Below are 23611 nucleotides of genomic sequence, written 5' to 3' on the forward strand. Positions count from 1 at the left end.
TTAGATATGTCATTTTCATCGGGTGTAAAAAATGAAATTTGTAGATTTCCTGATTTTTCTAAGGATGAGGCTATAGCAGTTATTTCAGCAATAATGAAAGTAAGTGGAACCTTATCTTTAGGTGGTAATAAACAAATGAGCTTTAATGTGGCTACAGAAAATCCTGCTATTGCGAGATTCATATTTAAAATATTAAAAGAAAATTTTAATATCCACACAGAAATTTTAGTTAAAAAGAGCAATTCTCTTAAGAAAAACAATGTTTACATTGTTCATATAAATGAAGCTATGGGAATAAGAACTTTATTGCAAGAAGTATCAGTGCTGAAAGAAAAACAGGGTATCATATCACTTGACTACAGCATACCAAAAAAAATAATTGAAAACGATGAATGTAAAAAATTATATATTAAAGGTGCGTTTTTAGGTGGCGGAAGTATAAGTAATCCAGAAAAAACATATCATTTGGAGTTTGTTACACATAATGAGGACTACGCTAGAGATTTAAGCGGTGTAATAAACTGTTTTGGATTGAATTCAAAGGTTATACAGAGAAAAAACAGTTTTGTAGTGTACCTTAAAGAAGGAGAACAAATAGTTGACCTTTTAAATATAATTGGTGCTCACTCAAGTCTTATGAAACTTGAAAACGTAAGAATCATGAAAGAAATGAGAAACAATGTAAATAGACTAGTAAACTGTGAAACTGCCAATCTTAGTAAGACCGTAAATGCTTCAGTAAGACAAGTTGAAAGCATTAGACTTATACAAAGGGAAATTGGGCTTTCAAGACTACCTCAAAATCTTAGGGACATAGCTGAAGTAAGAGTTAACTACCCAGATGAAACTCTAAATGAGTTAGGACAAATGTTAGATCCACCTGTAGGAAAGTCGGGAGTAAATCACAGGCTGAGAAGAATTGAAAAAATTGCTGAAGAACTTAGAAAAGAGGGTAAGTAGGAATATATGTCAAAGCATCAAGCTATTATAAATTATATTGGAACTATCGCAGAAGGAACAAAAATATCTGTAAGGACTATAGCTACTGAACTTGAGGTAAGTGAGGGTACGGCATATAGGGCAATTAAAGAATGTGAAAATATGGGAATTGTTACTACTATTCCTAGGGTTGGAACCATTAAGATTGATAAGGTTGAAAAGAAGAGTATTGAGGTACTTAATTACAGTGAAGTTTTAAATATAGTTGATGGCACAATACTTGGCGGCAAAAATGGAATTAATAAAACTTTGAATAAATTCGTCATAGCTGCAATGACATATGATGCCGCAAAAAAATATATAAGTCCTGGATGCTTAATCATAGTTGGAAATAGAGAGGACATTCAAAAATTAGCATTAATAAACAATTGTGCTGTTTTAATAGTTGGAGGTTTTGAATGTACCGATTACATAAAAAAATTGGCAAATGAAAAACAATTTCCAGTTATATCCTCATCTTATGATAGTTTTACTATTGCTACCATGATAAATAGGGCTATATCAGAAAGTTTAATAAAAAAAGAAATTATTTTAGTAGAAGATATTATGGAGACAAAAATTTATAGCATGAATGTAAATGATACTGTAAGTAAATGGAGTGAACTTGTTAAAAAAACTAAAAAAGATAAATATTTAGTAATGGATGATAAGGGCTTAGTTGTTGGGGTTATAACTCAGAAAGAAATTAACTTTGATATTGAAACTAATAGTGATGAACCTATCAGCAAATTTATGAATAAGGATTTTATGACAGTTACATCAAAAACTACAGTAGCGTATGCTGCACATATTATGGGATGGGAAGGTATAGAAATATGTCCCGTAATTGAGAATAAAAAATTACTAGGTATAGTGGATAGACAGGATGTAATAAAAGCACTACAATATGCATTAAGGCAACCCCAAACAGGGGAGACGCTTGAAGACATGATCCTTAAGAACTTTGAGTATGAGCATAAGGAAGGAAAAATGCATTTTAAGGGTAAGATAGTTGCTCAAATGTTAGATGTTATTGGTATAGCATCATGGAGTTCTCTTAATATGTTACTGTCAACCATGGGTATAATGACTCTTAGAGAAAAAAATAATGTTAATGTAGCTGTGGATAGTATTACTACATATTTTATGAAACCTGTTCAAATGGATAGTGAAATAGAGGTTTTTACTACTATAGTAGATATGGGAAGAACGTTTTGCAAGGTTGAGGTAAATATGTTTAGTGGAAATGAAAAATTGATATCTAAACTTATGTTATCAGCTAAAATTATTAAAAATAAGTATTGAAATATAGGGGGTATTCAATGAGCGAAGATTTTGTTCACCTTCATGTTCATACAGAGTATAGCCTTTTAGATGGTTCTGGAAAAATCACTAAGTTAATTGCTAGAGCTAAAGAGCTTGGAATGAAAAGTATGGCAATAACTGATCATGGTGCAATGTATGGAGTAGTGGATTTCTATAAGGCAGCAAAAGAGGCAGGTATTAAACCAATTATAGGTTGTGAAATTTATGTGGCAGGAAAATCCATGCACATAAAACAGCCAGACCCAGAAAATCATACATATCATTTGGTTCTCCTAGTTAAAAATGAAACCGGATATAAAAATCTTATGAAAATTGTTTCTGCTGCTTCTATTGATGGTTTTTACTATAAACCAAGAGTTGATCATGATTTCTTAAGGGAGCACAGTGAAGGTATTATTGCGTTAAGTGCATGTTTAGGTGGAGAGGTACAATCAAAAATTTTAAAAATGGGTAAAGAAGAGGCAGTAAAATCTGCACTTTTCTATAAAGAAACTTTCAAAGATGGTTTTTACTTGGAATTACAGTATCACGGTATGGATGAGCAACTTAGAGTAAATGAAGTACTTGTAGATATGTCCAAGGAATTAGATATACCATTAGTTGCAACTAATGATGTGCATTATATTAGAAATAGCGATTATAAATCCCATGACATATTGTTATGTATTCAGACGGCAAAAACCGTGGATGACCAGAATAGAATGCGGTATGCTTCAGATCAGTTCTATTTGAAATCACCAGAAGAAATGTATAGCCAGTTTTCATATGTAAAAGAAGCACTTGAGAATACTGTTAAAATAGCAGATCAGTGTAATTTTGATTATGAATTTCATAAGTCAAAACTTCCTAATTTCCCACTAGGAGAAGGGATAGATCATTATGAATACATGAAGGAACTTTGTTATAAGGGACTTAATGAACTATATAGTGATATGACAAAGGAACTTACAGATAGGCTTGAATATGAATTAGATATAATTAAGACTATGGGTTATGTGGACTATTTTCTAATAGTTTGGGATTTTATAAGGTTTGCTAGAGAAAAGTTTATACCAACAGGTCCTGGAAGAGGAAGTGGAGCAGGGTCTATTGTAGCCTATACTCTTGGAATCACCAAAATTGACCCTATAAAATATAATCTTATATTTGAAAGATTTTTGAATCCGGAAAGAGTATCTATGCCAGATATAGATTCGGATTTTTGTTATGAGAGAAGGCAAGAGGTTATAGATTATGTTGTTGAAAAGTACGGTAAAAATAATGTATCTCAAATTGTAACCTTTGGAACAATGGCACCTAGAGCTTGTATTAGGGATGTGGGAAGAGCCATGGACTATTCTTATGCTGAGGTTGATAGAATAGCAAAGATGATACCTAGCATTCTAAATATAAGCATAGATAAGGCACTGGAGATAAATACTGAACTTAAGCAGATCTATGATGAAGAACCTAGAGTAAAAGCACTTATAGACGTTTCAAAAGATTTGGAAGGTCTTCCAAGACATACTTCAACTCATGCTGCGGGTGTAGTTATTGCATCACAGCCACTAGTTAATTTTGTGCCACTACTTAAAAATGATGAGGCTATTGTGAGCCAATTTACCATGGGTACCCTAGAGGAACTTGGTCTTTTAAAAATGGATTTCCTTGGACTTAAAACTCTCACAGTTTTAAAGAATGCCATAACCATGATAAAAGATGGTAAAGGGATAACAATAGATTTAGATAATATAGATACTGATGATAAAAAAGTTTATAAGATGATTGGTGAAGGAAAAACTGTAGGGGTGTTCCAGTTTGAATCACCGGGAATGACAAACTTTATGAAGGAACTTAAACCTGACAGTCTTGAGGATATAATAGCCGGAGTTAGTTTGTATAGACCGGGTCCAATGAATGAGATCCCTAGATATATAAAAAATAAAAATAATCCATTGGAAGTAGAATATATAACACCAGAACTGGAACCAATACTGGGCGTTACTTATGGGTGTATGGTTTATCAAGAACAAGTAATGCAAATTGTAAGGGATTTAGCCGGATATTCTATGGGTAGAAGTGACCTTGTAAGGCGTGCAATGTCTAAAAAAAAGCAGCATGTTATGGAAGAAGAAAGAAAGAATTTCGTCCATGGGATTGTTGATGCGGATGGTAACATTGAAGTAGCAGGGTGTCTTAGAAATGGTATTTCAGAGGTGGCAGCAAATAAAATATTTGATTCTATGATGGATTTTGCAAGTTACGCATTTAATAAATCTCATGCTGCGGCTTATGCATTGGTGGCATACCATACGGCGTACTTAATGAGATATTATCCAACAGAATTTATAGCGGCAATGTTAAACAGTGTTATGGGTATTAATGAAAAAGTGGCTTATTATGTAAGATATACTAAAGAAATTAACATTGAGATTAAACCACCGGATATAAATGAAAGTTTTGCTAAGTTTACGGTTAATGGTGAGAGCATTCGTTTTGGTATTGCATCAGTTAAAAATGTTGGATTTAATGTAATAGAGAGTATTGTAGCTACTCGCATTCAAAAAGGTAAGTTTGTGAGTTTTGTGGATTTTTGTAATAAAGCCGATATTGGAGTTGTGAATAAGAGAGCAGTAGAAAGCCTAATTAAGGCAGGAGCATTTGATTGCTTTAATGTTTATAGGTCAAAGCTTTCTGCAGTATATGAAAAGATAATGGACGGCATTGGTGGCCAGAGGAAAAAAAATATTGATGGACAGATGAGTCTCTTTGAAGATTTTAGTAGCAAAGATGAACAGGAGATGGATATAAAATATCCTGATATTAAAGAATTTGATAAAAAATATATTTTATCCATGGAAAAAGAAATGACAGGACTTTATATTTCAGGGCATCCACTGGATGAATACGCAGAAACTCTTAACGCTGTTACCAATACTAAAATTTCAGATATAATAGTTGATGAATCCCTAGAAGTTGATGCACCTCTAGAAGTTAATGAAGCAGATGAAAACTTCAAGTTTCAAGATGGAGACAGGGTAGTAATTGGAGGAATAATAACAGAAGTTTCTAGAAAAATTACAAAGAAAAACACTATGATGGCTTTCATAAAGATTGAAGACATATATGGTGAAATTGAAATTGTAGTTTTTCCAAAGGTATTAGATAAGAGTAATACTTTAATTAATGAAGATGGATTGGTTATAATAAAAGGTAGAGTGAGTATTAGAGAAGAGGAACAGCCTAAAATACTTGCTGAGGAAATTAAACCTCTTGTGAAAGTCAACGATACAAAAGTTTATGTGCAAATTGAAGAAGCAAAACAGGTTAGAGCTACGATAAGTGAAATAAGTGGAGCTTTATCTGAATTTAGCGGAAGTACACCTATTTATATTTGTACTAAAAAAGAAAGAAAAAAATTTTTACTTCCAGATAACCTTTGGATAGATGAAGAAATTGAGGCGTTGAATTTCCTTAGAAAAAGGTTTGGAGAGGAAAATGTAAAAGTTATTTAAAATTAGGAATAGTCAATAAAATAGTAAACTAGTATTCTAGTCTATTTTATTGGTTATGCCTTATTATAAAATACTGAGTATATAATTCTACAACTTACATAAAATAATTATTAAATTGTGTTATATTTTGTTTAAACCATTGAAGTTTTTCCTAATTTCAATTAGAATTGTATAGGTAGGTAAGTGTTTGTAATGGAAATATCAATTACTTTGGCAATTTTATAAAATATGTGGGACAAGTTTAGTCCCAAGTGGTCGTAGGAGGTATATGTATGAAAACTATTGCTGTATTGACAAGTGGAGGAGACGCACCTGGTATGAACGCGGCTATAAGAGCTGTGGTGAGAACTGCACTAGACAAGGGAATCAAGGTAATGGGAGTTAAGAGAGGCTATAGTGGCTTAATTAACGGCGAACTCTTTGAAATGAAGAGATATGATGTATCTGATATAATACAAAGAGGTGGAACTGTTTTAAGAACTGCTAGATGTGCTGAATTTCTTACTGATGAAGGAAGAAGAAAAGCTGCTGGCGTACTTAAAGTATTTGGAGTTGACGGACTAGTAGTTATAGGCGGTAATGGTTCTTTTATGGGAGCGCAAAAACTATCAAAACTTGGGGTAGCTACAGTTGGTATTCCAGGAACTATTGATAATGATTTACCATATACAGATTACACATTAGGATTTGATACTACTTTAAACACAGTATTAGATGCTATAAATAAAATAAGAGATACATCTACATCCCATGAAAGAGTAAGTATAATTGAAGTAATGGGAAGAGACTGTGGAGACATAGCATTATATTCTGGTATTGCAGGTGGAGCAGAGTCTGTAATAGTGCCAGAAAAAGGTTATGACTTTAATGAGTTGTGTAGAAGTATACTTGAAGGAAAATTAAAGGGAAAAATGCATAATCTAATTATTGTTGCAGAAGGTATCGGTGGTTCAGCAGAACTAGCTAAAAAAGTTGAGGAAGTTACCGGTATAGAGACAAGAGCAACAATACTCGGACATATTCAAAGAGGTGGAAGTCCATCTTCTTTTGACAGAATGCTTGCATCTAGAATGGGTGTTAGAGCTGTTGAGGTTCTAATTGAAGGAGAATCATCAAGAGTTATTGGAATAAGAGAAAATAAAATAACTGATGATGATATAGATGAAGCTTTAGCAATGCCAAGAATATTTGATGAATCACTATATGAAATATCAAAAATGCTTTCAAAATAGGATTTATCAAAGATATAATATAAAATAAGAACATAAGGAGAAATAAAAATGCAAAAGACTAAAATGATTTTTACAGTAGGACCAGCAAGTGAAACAGACGAGGTAGTATCAAAATTAATTGAAGCTGGAATGAGCGCTTCAAGACATAATTTTTCACATGGTGACCATGAAGAACATAGAGGAAGAATGCTACTTGTTAAAAAACTAAGAGCAAAATATAATAAACCTATAGCTATTATTTTAGACACTAAAGGACCAGAAATAAGAACTCATAATTTTGATGGTGGAAAATTAGAATTACAAAAAGGAAATAAATTCACTGTAGTTTGTAATGAAGAAGTTCTTGGAGATGCAACAAAATGTTCAATAACATATACAGATCTTTATAAGGATGTTAAAAAAGGAAGCACAATTCTTATAGATGATGGTCTTGTTGGATTAACAGTTGACTCTATAGAAGGAACAAACATTATATGTACAGTAGCTAATACTGGAATGGTAGGAAGTCATAAAGGAATTAATGTTCCTAACGTTTCAATAAAACTTCCAGCTATGACTGATAAAGATAAGGGCGATTTAATATTTGGATGTGAAATGGAAGTTGATGCAGTTGCAGCTTCATTTATAAGAAAAGCAGCAGATGTTATTGCAATAAGAAAAGTTTTAAAAGAAAATGGCGGAGAGCACATACAAATATATTCAAAAGTAGAAAATCAAGAAGGCGTTGATAATATAGATGAAATTATCGAAGCTTCTGATGGTGTAATGGTAGCAAGAGGAGACATGGGAGTTGAAATTCCAATTGAAATGGTTCCACTTACACAAAAGATGATAATTAAAAAATGTAACGCAGCAGGAAAAGTTGTTATAACTGCTACTCAGATGCTTGATTCTATGATAAGAAATCCAAGACCAACAAGAGCAGAAGCTTCAGACATAGCAAATGCTATATTCGATGGTACAGATGCAATAATGCTTAGTGGTGAAAGTGCTAATGGAGCATATCCAGTAGAAGCTGCACAAACTATGGCTAAAATTGCAATAGCTGCTGAAAAACAATTAGATTACAAAGAAGTTCTTAAAAAGAAAAGACAAACTCCAATCACAAATGTTGCAGATGCAATAAGCCTTGCGACTTGTGAAACAGCTAGCGAACTTAATGTTGCTGCTATAGTTACTGCTACTCAAACTGGAAGCACAGCAAGAATGGTAGCTAAATATAAATCACAAGCTCCAGTTATTGCAGTTACACCAGATGAAAAAGTTGCTAGATCATTAGCGCTTAGCTTTGGAGTATATCCAATAGTTGCTCCAAAGGTTGTATCTACTGATGCATTAATAGTTGAATCAGTAAAGAAAGCTAAAGAATATAATTTTGTTAAAGATGGTGATTTAGTTGTTGTTGCAGCTGGAATACAAGTTCAATTAGCTGGATCAACAAATATGCTTAAAGTTCATGTAGTTGGATCTGAAAAATAATCCTACTCCATAAAAATAAGTGGCTATGGCAAAGTGATTTAATCAGTTTGTCGTAGCCACTTTTTTATTTAAATAGAGTGAATGTATAAAATTACATATTGTGGATAAAATAATATAATGATAAAATATAAGAGAATATTGATAAAATGGCAACTGATTCTATTTGCACCCTTGTGGTGCACTTTTTTTACCTAAATTTCCTGAATAAAATTGCTTATTAAAGTAAAACATAAGACTATATTTAATTTAGTATTTACAACTTTAAATGAGGTGATAATATATGTCGGATTTAATATGTAGTGCTGTAAGTTGCATATATAACATAAATGGAGTGTTATGTTCCGCTAGAAATGTACATATAGGGATTAAAGGGATAAGCAATAACATTGAAGACACAGATTGTGAAACTTATTTAAATAGAAATTTAAAAAATACATTGACAAGTATTGTGAATACAAACTTAATAGGAGAAGTAAAACAGATTGTGAGCAGTAATGAAATAGAGATGAGTCCTCAAGTGATTTGTGATGCCAAGCAGTGTACTTACAATAGTGGCGATTTGTGCGTTGCAAAGCGTGTTCAAATATATGGATTAAAATGTGAGGACAGTAGGTGTACTAAATGTGAGGTGTTCGTTTCAAAATCATAATTTCATGAAAATTCACTTATATGATATAATTAATTCACTTGCATTATAATCAATTTTATTTGGAAAGGTGAAAAAAATGAAAAAAAATGTTCCGGTTCTTAAAAATGAAACTTATACTATTAATATAGATGCTCATGGATATGAAGGTGAAGGAATTGGCAGAATAGAAGATTTTACAATCTTTGTTAAAAATGCCATTGCAGGAGAACAAGTTCAGACACAAATATTAAAAGTTAATAAGAATTTTGCTTTTGGTAAGATTATAAAAATAATAAAAAAATCAGAAAACAGAGATCAGCCAATATGCCCAATATACAATAAATGTGGAGGGTGTAATCTGCAACATTTAAAATACAGAGCTCAACTTGATTTTAAGAAAAAAAGAGTGGAGGATTGCATTGAAAGAATAGGAAAATTGAAAATTGTAAGTCTTGGATATGATGGGATAAATATCCACGAAACCATCGGAATGGAAAACCCATATAGATACAGGAACAAAGCACAGCTACCAATTTCAAATCTAGGCGGCGAAGCTGTGATTGGATTTTATTCACCAAGGAGTCATGATATAATTCCTATGGAGCATTGTTATATTCAGTGCGAAGCCTTTGATGATATAATAAAATTGGTTAAAACTTGGATTAATAAATATAATATATCTACCTATGATGAAAAAAATGGACAAGGAATATTAAGGCACTTAATGGTTAGAAAATCTTTTAGAACTGGCGAAGTTATGGTGGTGATTGTTGTGAATTCTAATGAATTACCACACTCAGATGAACTTATCCATGTTTTAACGGAAAACATAAGTGACGTAAAAAGTGTGATTCAAAATATTAATAAAAAAGCTACAAATGTTATTTTAGGGCAAAAGTGTATAACATTATTTGGACAAGATAAAATAGTTGATACAATTGACGGCTATAGTTTTGATATATCGCCATTATCATTTTTTCAAGTTAACCCAAAGCAAACAGAAATATTATACAAAAAAGTTTTAGAGTATGCAAATTTAAGTGGTAATGAAATTGTATTTGATGCTTATTGTGGCACTGGTACCATATCCTTATTTTTATCACAAAAGGCTAAAAAAGTGTATGGTGTAGAAATTATTAAAGAAGCTATTGATAATGCTAAAGCAAATGCTATTGAAAATAAAATTAAAAATACTGAATTTATTGTTGGAGAGGCAGAGGAAGTAATTCCACAGCTTATAAACAAGGGTATTAATGCAGAGGTGGTTGTAGTAGACCCTCCAAGAAAAGGTTGTGCACAATCACTTCTAGAGGCTATAGCAAGCATGAAACCAAATAGAATTGTATATGTGTCCTGTGATCCTGGAACTTTAGCTAGAGATCTTAGTATCCTAGATGGCTTAGGTTATGAAACCATTGAAATTCAGCCGGTAGATATGTTTCCACAGACTTCACATGTAGAGAATGTAGTGAAGATAGTGAGAAAATAGTGTCGTAACAAAGGAATTAGAAAATTTTTAATGAAATAGACTTTGATGTTGGTTCCCCCAGACGGATGTTTGAGGGAATTTTATGTTAGAAACGAGGGAGGTGATGAAATGTGAGACTAGATAAATTTTTAGCACAATCAGACCTTGGAATGAGGAAAAGAGTTAGGGATTATGTTAAAGATGGCTGTGTGAAGGTAAATGGAGAAGTGATATGGGAACCTGCAATAGAGATTAATGAAAGTTCTGATGTTATTGAATATCTTGGTAAAGTAATTGTTTATACTGGAAAAGTATATTATATGTTTAATAAACCTGCTGGCTGCGTTACCGCAAGAAAAGATGCAGTTAATAAAACAGTATTTGATTATTTCGATAATGAAAACATGAACGGAATATTTCATGTTGGAAGATTAGACAAAGATACGGAAGGATTGCTACTGCTTACCAATGATGGTGAATTTGAGCGTAAATTAATGGACCCACAAAACCATGTTGAAAAAACTTATTTCTTTTGGGCTTTGGGGTCATTAGATAAGGAAGATATAAAACAACTAGAGCAAGGAATTTCTCTAGGAAAAGGTAAAATACAAACGGCACCTAGTAAAATAGAAGTGCAAAAAAATGGTCTATATAAAGAGTTTGAACAAGAAATGGCTTCTGAGAATCTGTGCAATATAAACCAAAACTATTATAACCTGCCCGCGGTTTCTGGATATCTCACTATTTCGGAGGGACGTAATCACCAAGTAAAACGTATGTTAAAGGCTGTAGGCTGTTATGTTCTATACTTAAAAAGAGTTTCCATTGGAGCACTCAAGTTAGATGATTCACTGGAAAGAGGACAGTATAGGCATTTAGCCCTTAGCGAAGACGAGTGCAACGAAGTCTGAACTTAGGGATAAAGCCCGCATTCCGTAGCACAGCGGAGGAATACGTACATAAAACCTTTTTAAAAATAAAATAACAACTAAGGTTTTACTCATTCAGGAGTAAACTCCTAGTGAAGACGAGTGCAACGAAGTCTGAACTTAGGGATAAAGCCCGCATTCCGTACTTGAATGTTTATATTTAATTCACAAATGATGTTTTTGATAAAAGGTGAAGATGTGTTAAAATGAATACAGTCCTTATTCATTTTAATATATCTTTATGCGTACTATAATTTAAGTAGCGGAGGCTAAATGAAAATATGATTACTACAAACATAAAAGATATAAACATGAAATTTAATACAACAAATAAAGTTTTTTCTCCCCAGAACATTGATAAGGGAACCTTAGCTATGTTATCAGTTGCACAAATAAATAGTGATGATAAAGTATTAGATTTAGGCTGCGGTTACGGCATAGTTGGTATACTTTCAGCCAAAATCGCTGGAGCAAATAATGTAGTAATGATTGATGTAGATGATAACGCAATACAACTTACAAGGGAAAATATTTTACTTAATAATGTTCAGGGAGTTAGGGTACACAAAAGTGATGGATTTAAAAATATGGATGAAAAAGATTTTACTTTGATTTTTTCTAACCCACCATATCATATGGATTTTTCCGTTCCAAAGGAATTTATTGAAAAAGGTTTTAATAGATTAGCGATTGGTGGGAAAATGTATATGGTTACTAAGAGAAAAGAATGGTATAAAAATAAGTTGATTTCAATTTTTGGTGGCGTTAAAATAACTGAAATTGATGATTATTATATTTTTATGTCAGAGAAGAAGAATAAAACATATTCAAGTAAAAAAAAATAAAAATTTAGTGATAAAACGGGTGGATTATGTGCAACCCTAAAAGGAGAGTATAAATGCAAAGTGTAAATAATTTAATCAGTAAGAGCCCAGTACATTTAACTAGCAATACTATAATTTTAATAATATTAGCTATTATTGCTTTTTATGTAGTATCAAAAGTAATAGGTGTTATATTTAAAGTAGTTATGATAGTAGTGGCTTGTTGGTTCGTTTTAATGTGCTTTCAAAGTACAAATATTGTAAACATACCTGTAATAAAACAAACTTATACTAAAATAGAACAAATGATTCCTTCAAAAGTATTGTGGACCAAAGCTGCTTTAGATGGTGCTGATAAAATAAAAAATGCTGTTAGTAATATTAAATAATAAATATAGGTAGAATTATAATATGAAAAGTACTATACTGTAAGAATATTAGTGTATAGTTGATTTTTATATATGTGCCTGTAAGCATAATAAAAATCATTCATTAGTAATTGTGTGTACAAATACATTTGATACATGAATTTTATGAACCAGTGGAATTGCAGATTAGCCTGCAACTCTACTGGTATTTTTTAGTTTAAATAATCAGATAATAAAATATCTTTAATAAATATTTTCAGCGTAAGTATAATTTTTTCTGCTTTTCGCATAATAATATAATAGATATTATGTTGAAAAATATAGCTTGTTTTATGATATGCTGTGAGTAAAAATTAAATTTATGCAAATGGCATATGGTGAAAAACCTTATTTTTAGGTAAATTATGTATAGGTGAGTACATGAAAAAAACAATAAATTATAAAGAAATTGGAGATAAAATTAGAATTGAAAGAGAAAAGTTCGATATGTCCAGAGAAAAATTCGCAGAACTTTTAGATCTATCTCCATTTTTTGTGGGACAAATTGAAAGAGGAGAAAGAAAAATGAGCATTAGTACGTTGATAAACGTTTCAGAGTGCTTACATATATCATTAGATTATTTGATTTTTGGAGAGGCTTATAGTGATGAAGAGGAAAATAAGCTACATTCCCTAATCGTAAAATGTTCAGAAAAAGAGGCTAGTGTTATTGAAGAGGTTATTAAAACAATTTTACCTCATATTACAAGATAAAATTTGCAACAGATGAAATACATAATAAAATATGCTATAAGACAATTATTATCGTTGTCTTATAGCATATTTTTTAGTATGCACCATTTGGGTATAATTCAAGGTAAATATATACATACTTGTAATTATTGAATGAAGTGTAGCTAAAGAAATCGCCGATTTAAGATTGTAATAGTAGCTTTTTCTAAGTTAGGATAACTCTTAAATATATCTTAAGGTAGGTGTTTGATGAATCCAGAGATGATTGGGCACATAAATAACGATGAACTCAAAAATGATATTAATGAATTAAGAGACGTTTTAAACGAAATGTGCGCTTTAGCCGAAAATGCCGAAGACATGGAAAAAATAGTTGTAGTAAGCCAACAAATGGACACGCTTATTGTTAAATATATGATTGAAGAATATAAATATTTACAAGTAATTACAATTAACCCTATAGGGTAGATCTAAAGTCTATGCTATAGGGCTTTTTTTATATAATTATAAGTTAAAATTAAAAGTGTCAGTTGAATTGCGTGTCGCGGAGCAATTTAATTGATATTTTTTTTATTTTCAAAATAATCATATGACATTAAAAAAACGTGTAGAATTTTATCAAAATATAGGATATAATATATGAAATGATATTGGAATGTAAAAAATTTCAACTATGACGCGAAAGTTAATTGGAGGTTATGCCATATGAATAATAATTTTTACAAACAATTTAAAGATGGAATTATATTAAAACATAAAATTTGGAAATATAGACCATTAAACGAGAAGATTCTATCAGATGCAATATTTCACAGTGCACCAGGAATGATTTTTCTCTATGATGAGAAAAATGAATTAGTGAGATGGAACAAAAAACATGAGGACATAACAGGATACTCAGCAGAGGAATTATTTAAAATCAATGTTTTGGATTGGTTTATTGGTGATGAAATCAGTCGAAATATTGTAAAAGATGCCATTTCTAGAGCTGTTGAGGAAGGCTTTGGGGATGGTGAAGTAGAACTTCAGAAAAAAGATGGCACAACAATACCTATGTATTTTACAGCCAGTGGTCTATATTTGGATGGTAAGCAATATTTTGCAGGTGTGGCTATTGATATAACAGAGCGTAAAAAAAAGGAAAGTGAAATTTTCTATCTAAGTTATCATGATCAGTTAACAGGTTTATACAACCGTAGATTTTATGAAGAAGAGTTAAATAGACTGGATACTAAAAGAAATCTTCCACTAACTATCGTTATGGGTGATGTAAACGGATTAAAACTTATCAATGATTCTTTTGGGCATGTAATGGGTGATGAACTTATTAAGAAAGTGGCGCAATTAATAACCAGAGCATGCCGTGATGATGATATTATTGCCAGAATGGGTGGGGATGAATTTGTTATTATACTACCCAAAACGGATGCTTTGGAAACAGAAAAAATACTTAATCGTATTGCATATTTGTCATTAAGTGAAAAAGTGGGAGCTACGGATGTTTCTATTGCATTTGGCTTTGAAACTAAGGTTAATGAGGAAGAAAAAATTGAAAATATATTTAAAAAGGCAGAAGACAAGATGTACAAGAAAAAACTTTTTGAAAGCCCAGGCATGAGAGGAAGAACAATAAAAGCTATAATAAATAACCTTTACCAAAAAAATAAAAGAGAAGAAGAACATTCCTATAGAGTTTCAGAGCTATGCAAAAAAATGGGGAAAGCACTTAGATTAACCGAATATGAAGTTGAAGAACTTAAGACAGTTGGACTACTTCATGATATAGGGAAAATAGCTATAGATGAAAATATACTTAATAAGCAAGGTAAACTTACGGAGAATGAGAGGAAAGAAATTAATCGTCATCCTGAAATTGGTTATAGAATTTTGGGTACAGTAAATGACATGTCACAAATGGCAGAGTATGTATTAGCACATCATGAGAGATGGGATGGAAAAGGGTATCCCAAAGGGTTAAAAGGAGAAGATATACCAATGGTATCAAGAATCATAACTATAGCAGATGCATATGATGAAATGACTAGTGATAAAAGTTATGGAAGTGCACTTACAAAAGAATTAGCAATATTGGAATTACAAGAAATGGCAGGTAGTAACTTTGATCCTAAACTTGTAGGTATATTTATTGAAAAGGTAATACCGCAACAAGAAAAGTTGAAACAGAAAAGAGACAAGTAGCCAATGGGCACTTATCTCTTTTTTAACTAGCTCTCTTTATATAATCCGAAGCCAGTTATAACTAAATTATCCCAATCAGTTTCTTCGTCTTTAATCCAGCTATATTCAATGTTAAGCTCTTTTAGCCAACCATTAAGGCCACTACTTTTTTTGCTTACATTTGGAGCTAATCTTCCAAATGTTTCTTTAATTGTTTCAAGCAATTTTACTTGTTCTTCTTTTCCAAGTGTTTTGTCTAATAATTCTTCTATAACTTCACGACATTCTGCATAACTTTTATGGTCTTCAGCGTATAGTTCGTTAGACAACAATTGCTTCTTGTTGTTTAAGCTGTCTCTTACTTCATTTATTTCATCACCATTAGATAAGTATTTCTTAGCGATGTTAATAGCTGCAATATCATTATCCATTTTAACTATTGCTCGTTCTAGTTTTTCATTTCTCATTTTATTATTCTCACTTTACATTTTTTATTTGTCATGTTTATGCATCTTCAAAAAGTAATCAGCTAACATGTTAGTGCTTTTCTTTGAGAAGACTAATGACAATATATAATTATATCATTAAACTGGTTATCATACAAAACTGAATAAATAAAATATGTATTACGTTTACATTTAATAATAAACATGGTAAAACATTAGTCGCTATTTTTGCTTACATTAATAATATAAAAAAATATTGTGTTTTAATTAAAAATGTTGTATAATTCATATACTGACTAGTCAGTATATGCACATAGGAGGTTATGACATGAATTTATTTAATGTATTAAAAACAGAGTCAAAATCATTTTTAAAAAATAAAATTAAAATAATTGCACTTTTAGCCGTTATACTTATTCCCCTATTATATAGTTTCAGTTACTTGAAAGCCTATTGGGATCCTTATGGTGATTTAAAAGATTATCACGTTGCAGTGGTGAATAACGATTCTGGTGCAACTTTAAATAATGAAAAGGTCAATTATGGTAATGACACTGTTAAGGATTTAAAGGATAAAACAAACATTGGTTTTCAGTTTGTGGACAGTAAAACTGGCAATGCTGGAATTAACAATGACAAATATTTTGCTTTAATTGAAATACCAAAGGATTTTTCAGAAAAAATTGCGGATGCAAAAAATGGTAAAGTAATAGCTCCAATAATAAAGTATGTATCCAACAACAAAAAAAATTATATTGGTACTAAAATCTCAGAAAATATTAAAAATGAAATTTTAGTTCAAATCAAGCAAACTATTGCTGCTAAATATGGACAAACTGCATTTGATTCCATTTATAAATCTAAAGACGGTTTAAATGATGCTTCAAATGGTGCGGGTAAGCTTATTACTGGAACAACTGACATCTATAATGGTAATAATCAGATATCTTCTAATTTAAATGTGCTTAATAATCAAGTTCCTAAATTGCAGAGTGGTGCAAGTGCTTTGGCAAATGGTTCGGGGACACTTAACAGTGGATTAGGTAAATTGAATTCACAGGTGCCTACAATAACAAGTGCAGTTGGTCAGCTTTCATCTGGTGCTGATACTTTAAATAAAGGTGTATCTGATGCAGATAATGGTGCAAAGACACTAAATTCAAAGTCAAAAGATTTAACTGATGCTGGTACTAAGGTAAATGCGTACAACGGTATATTACTTGGCAAATATAGTGATATGACATCAGGATTAAAAAGTGGCGCGGATACATTGAATGGTGTTGCAACAAATGTTAATGATGGAGTAGCTGAATTGGTTAAAAATACAGAAGACAGCCAAAATAAAATGAATGAGGCACAAAAAGGATTGAAGGCATATTTGGATGTAAATCCAAAGGTAGCTAATGATCCAGCTATTCAGAAATATTTAATGACTATGGAAGCTATAGCTGAGAAGGCGTCTAGTAGTGAAAACACTAATAAAATTAAAGAATTGACAAAGGGAACAGCTGGACTAGTTAAGGGCACTAAAAATCTATCAGACCAGCTGAATACTGGTAATTCCAGTTCGTTAGCAGCAGCTTTTAATTCTGGACTAAATAATTTTAATGAAGCAGCACTTGAGCCATATACAGCTGGAGTAAATCAATACACAGCTGGAGTAGGACAAGTGGCTACAGGATTAGATGCATTAGCACAAGGTTCGACTAAAGTGGCTACAGGACTTGAAACTTTAAATGCTAGTATGCCATCTCTTGCAAGTGCATCTAATCAATTATATAATGGTTCATCTACATTAAATAATGGTATAAATGAACTTAACGGAAAAATGCCTGCTTTAGCGTCTGGTACTCAGCAGCTTGCAGATGGATCAAATAAACTTGGTGGTGCTTTATTAACTTTAAATAATGGAAATAAAGATTTACAAACTGGTTTAACAAATGGTGTTAAAACAATTAATGATAATGTAACATCGCCAAGTAAAGATCTTGGAACCTTTATTGGTGATCCTGTAAAAATATCCGAAACAGATATAGATAAAATAGATAATTATGGTACTGGACTTGCTCCATACTTCTTGCCAATATCATTATGGTTAGGTGCCGTACTTATGATGCTTATATTAAAGATTAAAAAACATAATTATAAAAAATTAAACAAATTTGAGTTTGTTTTAGGTAAATACTTGAATTATGCTGTAATAGGTATAGTACAAGCAATATTACTAGGTTTTGTAACTTTATCTCTTGGAATTAAGCCCACACATTTGGTGATGTTTTTTGGCTCATTAATAGTTATGGCTATTTCATTTGATGCTATACTTTATGCTCTAGTAAGTTTACTTGGACTGGTAGGAGAAGGTGCTGCAATAGTGCTCTTAGTATTACAATTATGTTCTGACGGTGGAACATTCCCCTACGAAGTATTACCTAAATTTTTTCAAGGTATAAGTCATTTCTTACCATTCACTTATGCTGTACAAATTTTGAGGGAATTACTATTCGCTAATAATATTAATGGAAGTCTAGTATTAAGAGATTTAGGAGTACTATTAGTGTTTGCTGTAGTATCAATAGCTGTAGCCTTAGTATTAGTAAAAAAAGGTGAAAAAATAAATAAACATATAGATAAAGCTTTAGAAAGCACAGCAGCATAAAATAACATTTGATTTTTAAATAGGGATAGAGAAAAAGGTGGAATTCATTAGCCTTTTTCTCTATTTTGCGTTGAAGATAAATGGTATTAGTAATTTATAAATCATTTACAATATAACAGTAAAAATGGTAAAATATTATTCATTGCAACTATTATATTAGGGGGAATACTTTTATGGATTTTCAAGAACCAATAATTGAAATAAAAGATTTAAGTATGGATTACGGTGGCAAGGTAGTATTAAATAACATCAATTTAAAAGTTGGTAAGGGAGAAATTATAGGATATATTGGACCAAATGGGGCAGGTAAAAGTACTACTGTAAAAATAATGTTAGGACTTGTTAATGGATATGGAGGCCAGGTGCGAATATTAGGTAAAGATATTTCGGATGGCAATGTTGAATACAAGCGAAAAATCGGGTATGTTCCAGAAGTTGCAGAAATATATGATAATTTGTCTGCTAAAGAATATTTGACATTTGTAGGTGAACTTTATGGGTTAGGTGAAGAGGAAACTGACAACAAAGCGAAAAAATTAATGAGGATGTTTGAGATAGGGGAGGTTTATAATTCTAGAATGACGTCTTATTCTAAGGGTATGAGACAAAAAGTTCTTATAATTTCTAGCCTTTTGCATAATCCAGACATATTGTTCTTTGACGAACCATTAAGTGGCTTAGATGCAAATAGTGTAATAGTAGTTAAGGAAATTTTGAAGCAACTTGCACTTCAAGGTAAAACTATCTTTTATTCATCACATATAATGGAAGTGGTAGAAAAAATCAGTAACAGAATTGTGTTGATTAAAAATGGTAGAATTGTTGCAGATGGAACTTTTGAGCAACTTAAAGAAAAATCTAAGGAAGGTTCGCTTGAAGAAATATTCAACAATCTAACAGGATTTAATAATCATAAAGAAATAGCAGAGCAATTCGTAGCTATTGTTCAAGGGGGACAATAGCATGAAGGCTTTTATAGCACTAAAACTGCTGGATAGATTTAAAGGCATTTTCAACAAAATGGGCATTGATTACCATGTAATGAGAAGAATAGTCCAAATAAAATTGACTATGGATGGAAGAAGAGTTCCAACAATCATGAATAGTTCATCAAAAAGAAAAAGAAATGAGGGGAATAAAGATAAAAATTTATTCAAAACCTCACTTTTAGTATATTTTATTATTGGAATTGTATTCCTTCCATTTATTTTAATGGGTACAAATTATATTTTTCAAATGTCCTTTGTTTTTGGAATTTTAATATTTTTACTTATGACTACTTTGATATCAGATTTTTCTTCTGTATTTTTAGATATTAGGGATAAAAATATTATTTTTTCAAAACCGGTAAAAAATATAACTTTAAGTGGCGCAAAATTTGTTCATATATTAATCTATATGATTTCAATCACTTTTTCATTGTCAGCATTAGGGCTTATTGCTTCTTTAATTCGCCATGGCGTATTGTTTTTTTTAATATTTCTAATTGAAATAATTTTTATAGATATATTTGTGGTAGTTTTATCAGCACTAATATATTTGTTTATATTAAGATTTTTTGATGGAGAAAAATTAAAGGATATAATTAATTATGTACAAATTATTTTAACTATAACTATAACAATAGGTTATCAATTTATAGGTAGAATATTTAATATTGTAGGTTACAATGTAGTTTATGTACCTAAATGGTGGCAATATTTTATTATTCCCATGTGGTTTTCAGCACCATTTGAATTAATAAATAATGGTAGCACTAAAATATATTTCGTGATATTAACAGCTTTAGCAATAGTTATACCAATAATAGCTATAATCATTTATATTAAACTTTTGCCAACTTTCGAAAAAAATTTACAAAAGCTAAACAATAACTATTCCCAAAATAAAAATCAAAATTATAAATTTACTAATGGAATATCTAATTTGATATGTTCTACAAAAGTAGAAAAAACATTTTTTCGATTTTGTTTAGATATGATGAAAAACGAAAGAAATTTCAAACTGAAAGTTTATCCATCTTTAGGTTTCTCTATTGTATTACCCTTCATATTTTTGTTTAGCTATATTAGAGATGAAGGATTTTCGACTATGGCATCAAGCAAATTATACTTTACTATATATTTTTGTGCTTTAATGCTTCCCAGTGTAATAATGATGATAAAATATTCAGAAAAATATAAGGGCGCATGGATATACAAAGTAGCACCACTTGCTGAAACTTCGGATATCTATAAAGGAACATTTAAAGCCTTGATTGTAAAATTAATTTTGCCAATATATTTTCTTGAATGCATGATATTTACAGCTATATTTGGAATCAGGATAATTCCAGATTTAATATTAATATTTTTAATTATGTTGATTTATGTTGTAGTTTGCTTTAGTTTATTTAAAAAGGCGTTGCCTTTTTCAGAAGCTTATGGAACTGGAGGACAGGGTGAAGGCATGATAATTATACCTATGATGATTATACTTGGAGTTATGGCCTTAATACATTTTTTTGTAACTACCATTCAATATGGCGTGTTTATTTATATAATAATAGCGTTATTAGTAAATATTTTTGCTTGGAAAAAAGCATTTAAAATTGTTCTATAAAAGATAACCTGGCCTAGGAAACTTGCCAGGTTATTTTTTTTATATAATTTTACAAATTTATATATGAGGCTTTAATTGGAGGAAGTTGAGTTAATGTATTATATGAAGCTAATTAGAATTATGTTAATAATTCTAATTAAAACATGTAACTTTAATTTTTTCTTATAGCACTTATCCGTTAAAATTTCTAGCTATTTTGATTATTATACAATCAAAGTCCAACCTTTATACAATCTTAATACTAGGGCAGACAATCTTAATCCAATCTTTATATAGTAAATGATAGTATTAATCTATTGATAGGGACAGGCAACCTAAAAAAAGTGCAATAAAAGGAGGTAATAAAAATGCTAGATGTAATAATGATTTTTTCTCTTATAGTATGTTTTGGTCTTTTATTTTTGTTTACAAATTTTGTTGAAAAACAAATTAGTAAAAAATAAAAAGGGAGGTGTTCATTTTGATTGGATTAGTTATCATAGCGGCTTTACTATTTGTTTATTTAGGATACGCACTATTAAATCCTGAAAAGTTTTAGAAAATTATTTAAAATACGTGGAGGTAATAATATGGGAACATTACAAATGGCAATTATACTTATTATTTTTGTTCTGCTTTGCATTCCAGCTGGTAAGTATCTTTACAAAGTAGCAGAACACGAAAAGACTTTTGGAGATCCTGTATTTGATAAAATAGATAATATCATATACAAAATCGTTGGTATAACAAAAGAGGAAATGACTTGGAAACAATATATCATCGCATTAATTTCCAGTAATGCAGTAATGGTTTTTGCGGCCTATTTGATTTTGAGAATACAATCAATTCCTATTTTGAATCCTAATGGTATAGGAAAAATGGAGCAGGGATTAACATTTAATACCGTAATAAGTTTTGTTACTAATACAAATATACAGAATTACAGTGGTGAATCTGGACTTTCGAATTTAAGTCAGACACTTGTAATTACATCGTTTATGTTTGTTGCGGCCTCAACTGGACTTGCAGTAGCATGGGCATTTATGAGAGGTCTTGCTGGAAAGAAAAAACACGGAAATTATTATGTGGACTTAACAAGAATTATAACAAGAATATTACTTCCAGTTTCAATTATAGTAGCAATATTTTTTATTCAGCAAGGAGTTCCACAGACATTTTCAGCTGATAAAACAGTAACTACTATAGAAGGAACTCTTCAAGATATACCACTAGGACCTGTAGCAAGTCTTGAAGCAATAAAAATGCTTGGAACAAATGGAGGAGGCTTTTTCGGTGCAAATTCTGCCCATCCTTTTGAAAATCCAACACCATTTACAAATGCAGTTCAAATATTTTCTATCTTATTTTTGGCAGGTTCAACAGTAATATGTTTTGGACATATGATTAAGAAGAAAAAGCAAGCTACAGCAATATTTATTGCCATGAGTATTTTGCTAGTAGCAACACTTTCTATAGCGTATCCGGCTGAGAAAGTTGGCAATCCTGCACTTGCAAGAATTGGGTTAAGTCAGAGTATGGGGAATATGGAAGGTAAGGAAGTCAGGTTTGGTATATCAGGCTCATCATTATTTGCCGTGGCTACAACAGCTACATCTGATGGAGCTGTAAACAGTATGCACGATTCATTAACCCCAATAGGTGGCCTTATAACAATGTGGAATATGATGCTTAATGTAATTTTCGGAGGAAAAGGTGTGGGCTTCATGAACATGCTCATGTATGCAATCCTTACCGTATTCCTATGTGGGCTTATGGTTGGAAGAACCCCGGAGTATCTGGGGAAAAAAATAGAAGGAAAAGAAATAAAATTAATTGCACTTGGAATATTGTTGCATCCATTTTTTATTCTAATTGGAACTGCGGTAGCATTAAGCTCCAAAGTTGCATTAGCCACTGTAAGCAATCCAGGATTTCATGGACTATCAGAGATAGTATACCAGTATTCGTCGGCTGCTGCTAACAATGGTTCTAGCTTTGCAGGGCTTGGAACTAACATTATGTTTTGGAATTATAGTACAGGAATTATAATGTTGTTTGGAAGGTATTTAACCATGATATTACTTCTTGCAGTATCAAGTTCCTTAGCTGCTAAAAAGTCTGTACCTATAACAGATGGAACATTTAAAACAGACAATACAATGTTTATTGTAATATTGTTAGTTATAGTATTAATAATAGGTGCTTTAACATTTTTGCCAGCATTGGCACTAGGACCAATTGCAGAGCATTTAACACTATAGCAACTATGAATATTAGAAGTGTAGAAAATAAT

Annotated in this window: 18 protein-coding genes and 1 pseudogene; 18 read left to right on the forward strand and 1 reads right to left on the reverse strand. The window is 31.2% G+C overall.

Features of this window, described 5'->3' with window-relative positions:
* Positions 1-6 precede the first annotated feature (6 nt).
* From whiA to BR66_RS0115840, 13 genes and pseudogenes are all read left to right on the forward strand, one after another.
* Positions 7-960: a DNA-binding protein WhiA gene (whiA, locus tag BR66_RS0115780; RefSeq protein WP_026883754.1), complete on the forward strand. Its 954-nt coding sequence runs from the start codon at positions 7-9 to the stop codon at positions 958-960.
* Between the two features lie 6 nt (positions 961-966).
* A complete protein-coding gene (locus BR66_RS0115785) occupies positions 967-2283 on the forward strand; it encodes a DRTGG domain-containing protein (protein WP_026883755.1) in 1317 nt (438 codons plus the stop codon).
* 17 nt (positions 2284-2300) lie between these two features.
* Entirely contained in the window at positions 2301-5798 is a 3498-nt protein-coding gene (locus BR66_RS0115790; protein ID WP_026883756.1) for a DNA polymerase III subunit alpha, read from the forward strand.
* Positions 5799-6070: 272 nt separating this feature from the next.
* Complete coding sequence (gene pfkA, locus BR66_RS0115795; protein ID WP_026883757.1) at positions 6071-7030, forward strand: 6-phosphofructokinase; 960 nt, start codon at positions 6071-6073, stop codon at positions 7028-7030.
* Between the two features lie 48 nt (positions 7031-7078).
* Entirely contained in the window at positions 7079-8509 is a 1431-nt protein-coding gene (pyk, locus tag BR66_RS0115800) for a pyruvate kinase (protein WP_026883758.1), read from the forward strand.
* A 280-nt stretch (positions 8510-8789) separates the two neighbouring features.
* Positions 8790-9158 (forward strand): DUF1540 domain-containing protein, encoded by a 369-nt coding sequence (locus tag BR66_RS0115805; RefSeq protein ID WP_026883759.1) that lies wholly within the window; start codon positions 8790-8792, stop codon positions 9156-9158.
* A 76-nt stretch (positions 9159-9234) separates the two neighbouring features.
* Positions 9235-10626, forward strand: coding sequence for a 23S rRNA (uracil(1939)-C(5))-methyltransferase RlmD (gene rlmD, locus BR66_RS0115810; protein WP_026883760.1), 1392 nt, complete (start codon positions 9235-9237; stop codon positions 10624-10626).
* A gap of 110 nt (positions 10627-10736) precedes the next feature.
* Positions 10737-11516 carry a pseudouridine synthase gene (locus BR66_RS0115815; RefSeq protein ID WP_026883761.1) on the forward strand — a complete coding sequence of 260 codons (780 nt, stop codon included), beginning with the start codon at positions 10737-10739 and terminating at the stop codon, positions 11514-11516.
* Between the two features lie 299 nt (positions 11517-11815).
* Complete coding sequence (locus BR66_RS0115820; protein WP_026883762.1) at positions 11816-12379, forward strand: class I SAM-dependent methyltransferase; 564 nt, start codon at positions 11816-11818, stop codon at positions 12377-12379.
* A 53-nt stretch (positions 12380-12432) separates the two neighbouring features.
* Positions 12433-12747 carry a hypothetical protein gene (locus tag BR66_RS0115825; RefSeq protein ID WP_026883763.1) on the forward strand — a complete coding sequence of 105 codons (315 nt, stop codon included), beginning with the start codon at positions 12433-12435 and terminating at the stop codon, positions 12745-12747.
* Positions 12748-13146: 399 nt separating this feature from the next.
* Complete coding sequence (locus BR66_RS0115830; RefSeq protein ID WP_026883764.1) at positions 13147-13479, forward strand: helix-turn-helix domain-containing protein; 333 nt, start codon at positions 13147-13149, stop codon at positions 13477-13479.
* A 228-nt stretch (positions 13480-13707) separates the two neighbouring features.
* Complete coding sequence (locus BR66_RS24095) at positions 13708-13926, forward strand: aspartyl-phosphate phosphatase Spo0E family protein (RefSeq protein ID WP_035796458.1); 219 nt, start codon at positions 13708-13710, stop codon at positions 13924-13926.
* 315 nt (positions 13927-14241) lie between these two features.
* Positions 14242-15657 (forward strand): annotated as a pseudogene (locus BR66_RS0115840) (HD domain-containing phosphohydrolase); the annotation flags it as partial.
* A 26-nt stretch (positions 15658-15683) separates the two neighbouring features.
* Here the strand turns inward: BR66_RS0115840 and BR66_RS0115845 are convergent.
* On the reverse strand, positions 15684-16103 hold the full coding sequence (locus tag BR66_RS0115845; RefSeq protein WP_026883766.1) for a hypothetical protein: 420 nt from the start codon (positions 16101-16103) through the stop codon (positions 15684-15686).
* Between the two features lie 307 nt (positions 16104-16410).
* Between BR66_RS0115845 and BR66_RS0115850 the strand changes: the two genes are divergently transcribed.
* The 5 genes from BR66_RS0115850 (at position 16411) to kdpA (ending at position 23579) form a co-directional block, all read left to right on the forward strand.
* On the forward strand, positions 16411-18738 hold the full coding sequence (locus tag BR66_RS0115850) for a YhgE/Pip domain-containing protein (RefSeq protein ID WP_026883767.1): 2328 nt from the start codon (positions 16411-16413) through the stop codon (positions 18736-18738).
* Positions 18739-18911: 173 nt separating this feature from the next.
* Positions 18912-19700 carry an ABC transporter ATP-binding protein gene (locus BR66_RS0115855; RefSeq protein WP_026883768.1) on the forward strand — a complete coding sequence of 263 codons (789 nt, stop codon included), beginning with the start codon at positions 18912-18914 and terminating at the stop codon, positions 19698-19700.
* 1 nt (position 19701) lies between these two features.
* Positions 19702-21339 carry a hypothetical protein gene (locus BR66_RS0115860; RefSeq protein WP_026883769.1) on the forward strand — a complete coding sequence of 546 codons (1638 nt, stop codon included), beginning with the start codon at positions 19702-19704 and terminating at the stop codon, positions 21337-21339.
* Positions 21340-21790: 451 nt separating this feature from the next.
* Entirely contained in the window at positions 21791-21877 is an 87-nt protein-coding gene (gene kdpF / locus BR66_RS26865; RefSeq protein WP_423219388.1) for a K(+)-transporting ATPase subunit F, read from the forward strand.
* Positions 21878-21908: 31 nt separating this feature from the next.
* Positions 21909-23579 carry a potassium-transporting ATPase subunit KdpA gene (gene kdpA / locus BR66_RS0115870; RefSeq protein WP_026883770.1) on the forward strand — a complete coding sequence of 557 codons (1671 nt, stop codon included), beginning with the start codon at positions 21909-21911 and terminating at the stop codon, positions 23577-23579.
* Positions 23580-23611: the final 32 nt, after the last annotated feature.

The sequence above is a fragment of the Clostridium akagii DSM 12554 genome (assembly GCF_000686725.1).
In the GTDB taxonomy this organism is placed as follows: domain Bacteria; phylum Bacillota; class Clostridia; order Clostridiales; family Clostridiaceae; genus Clostridium_I; species Clostridium_I akagii.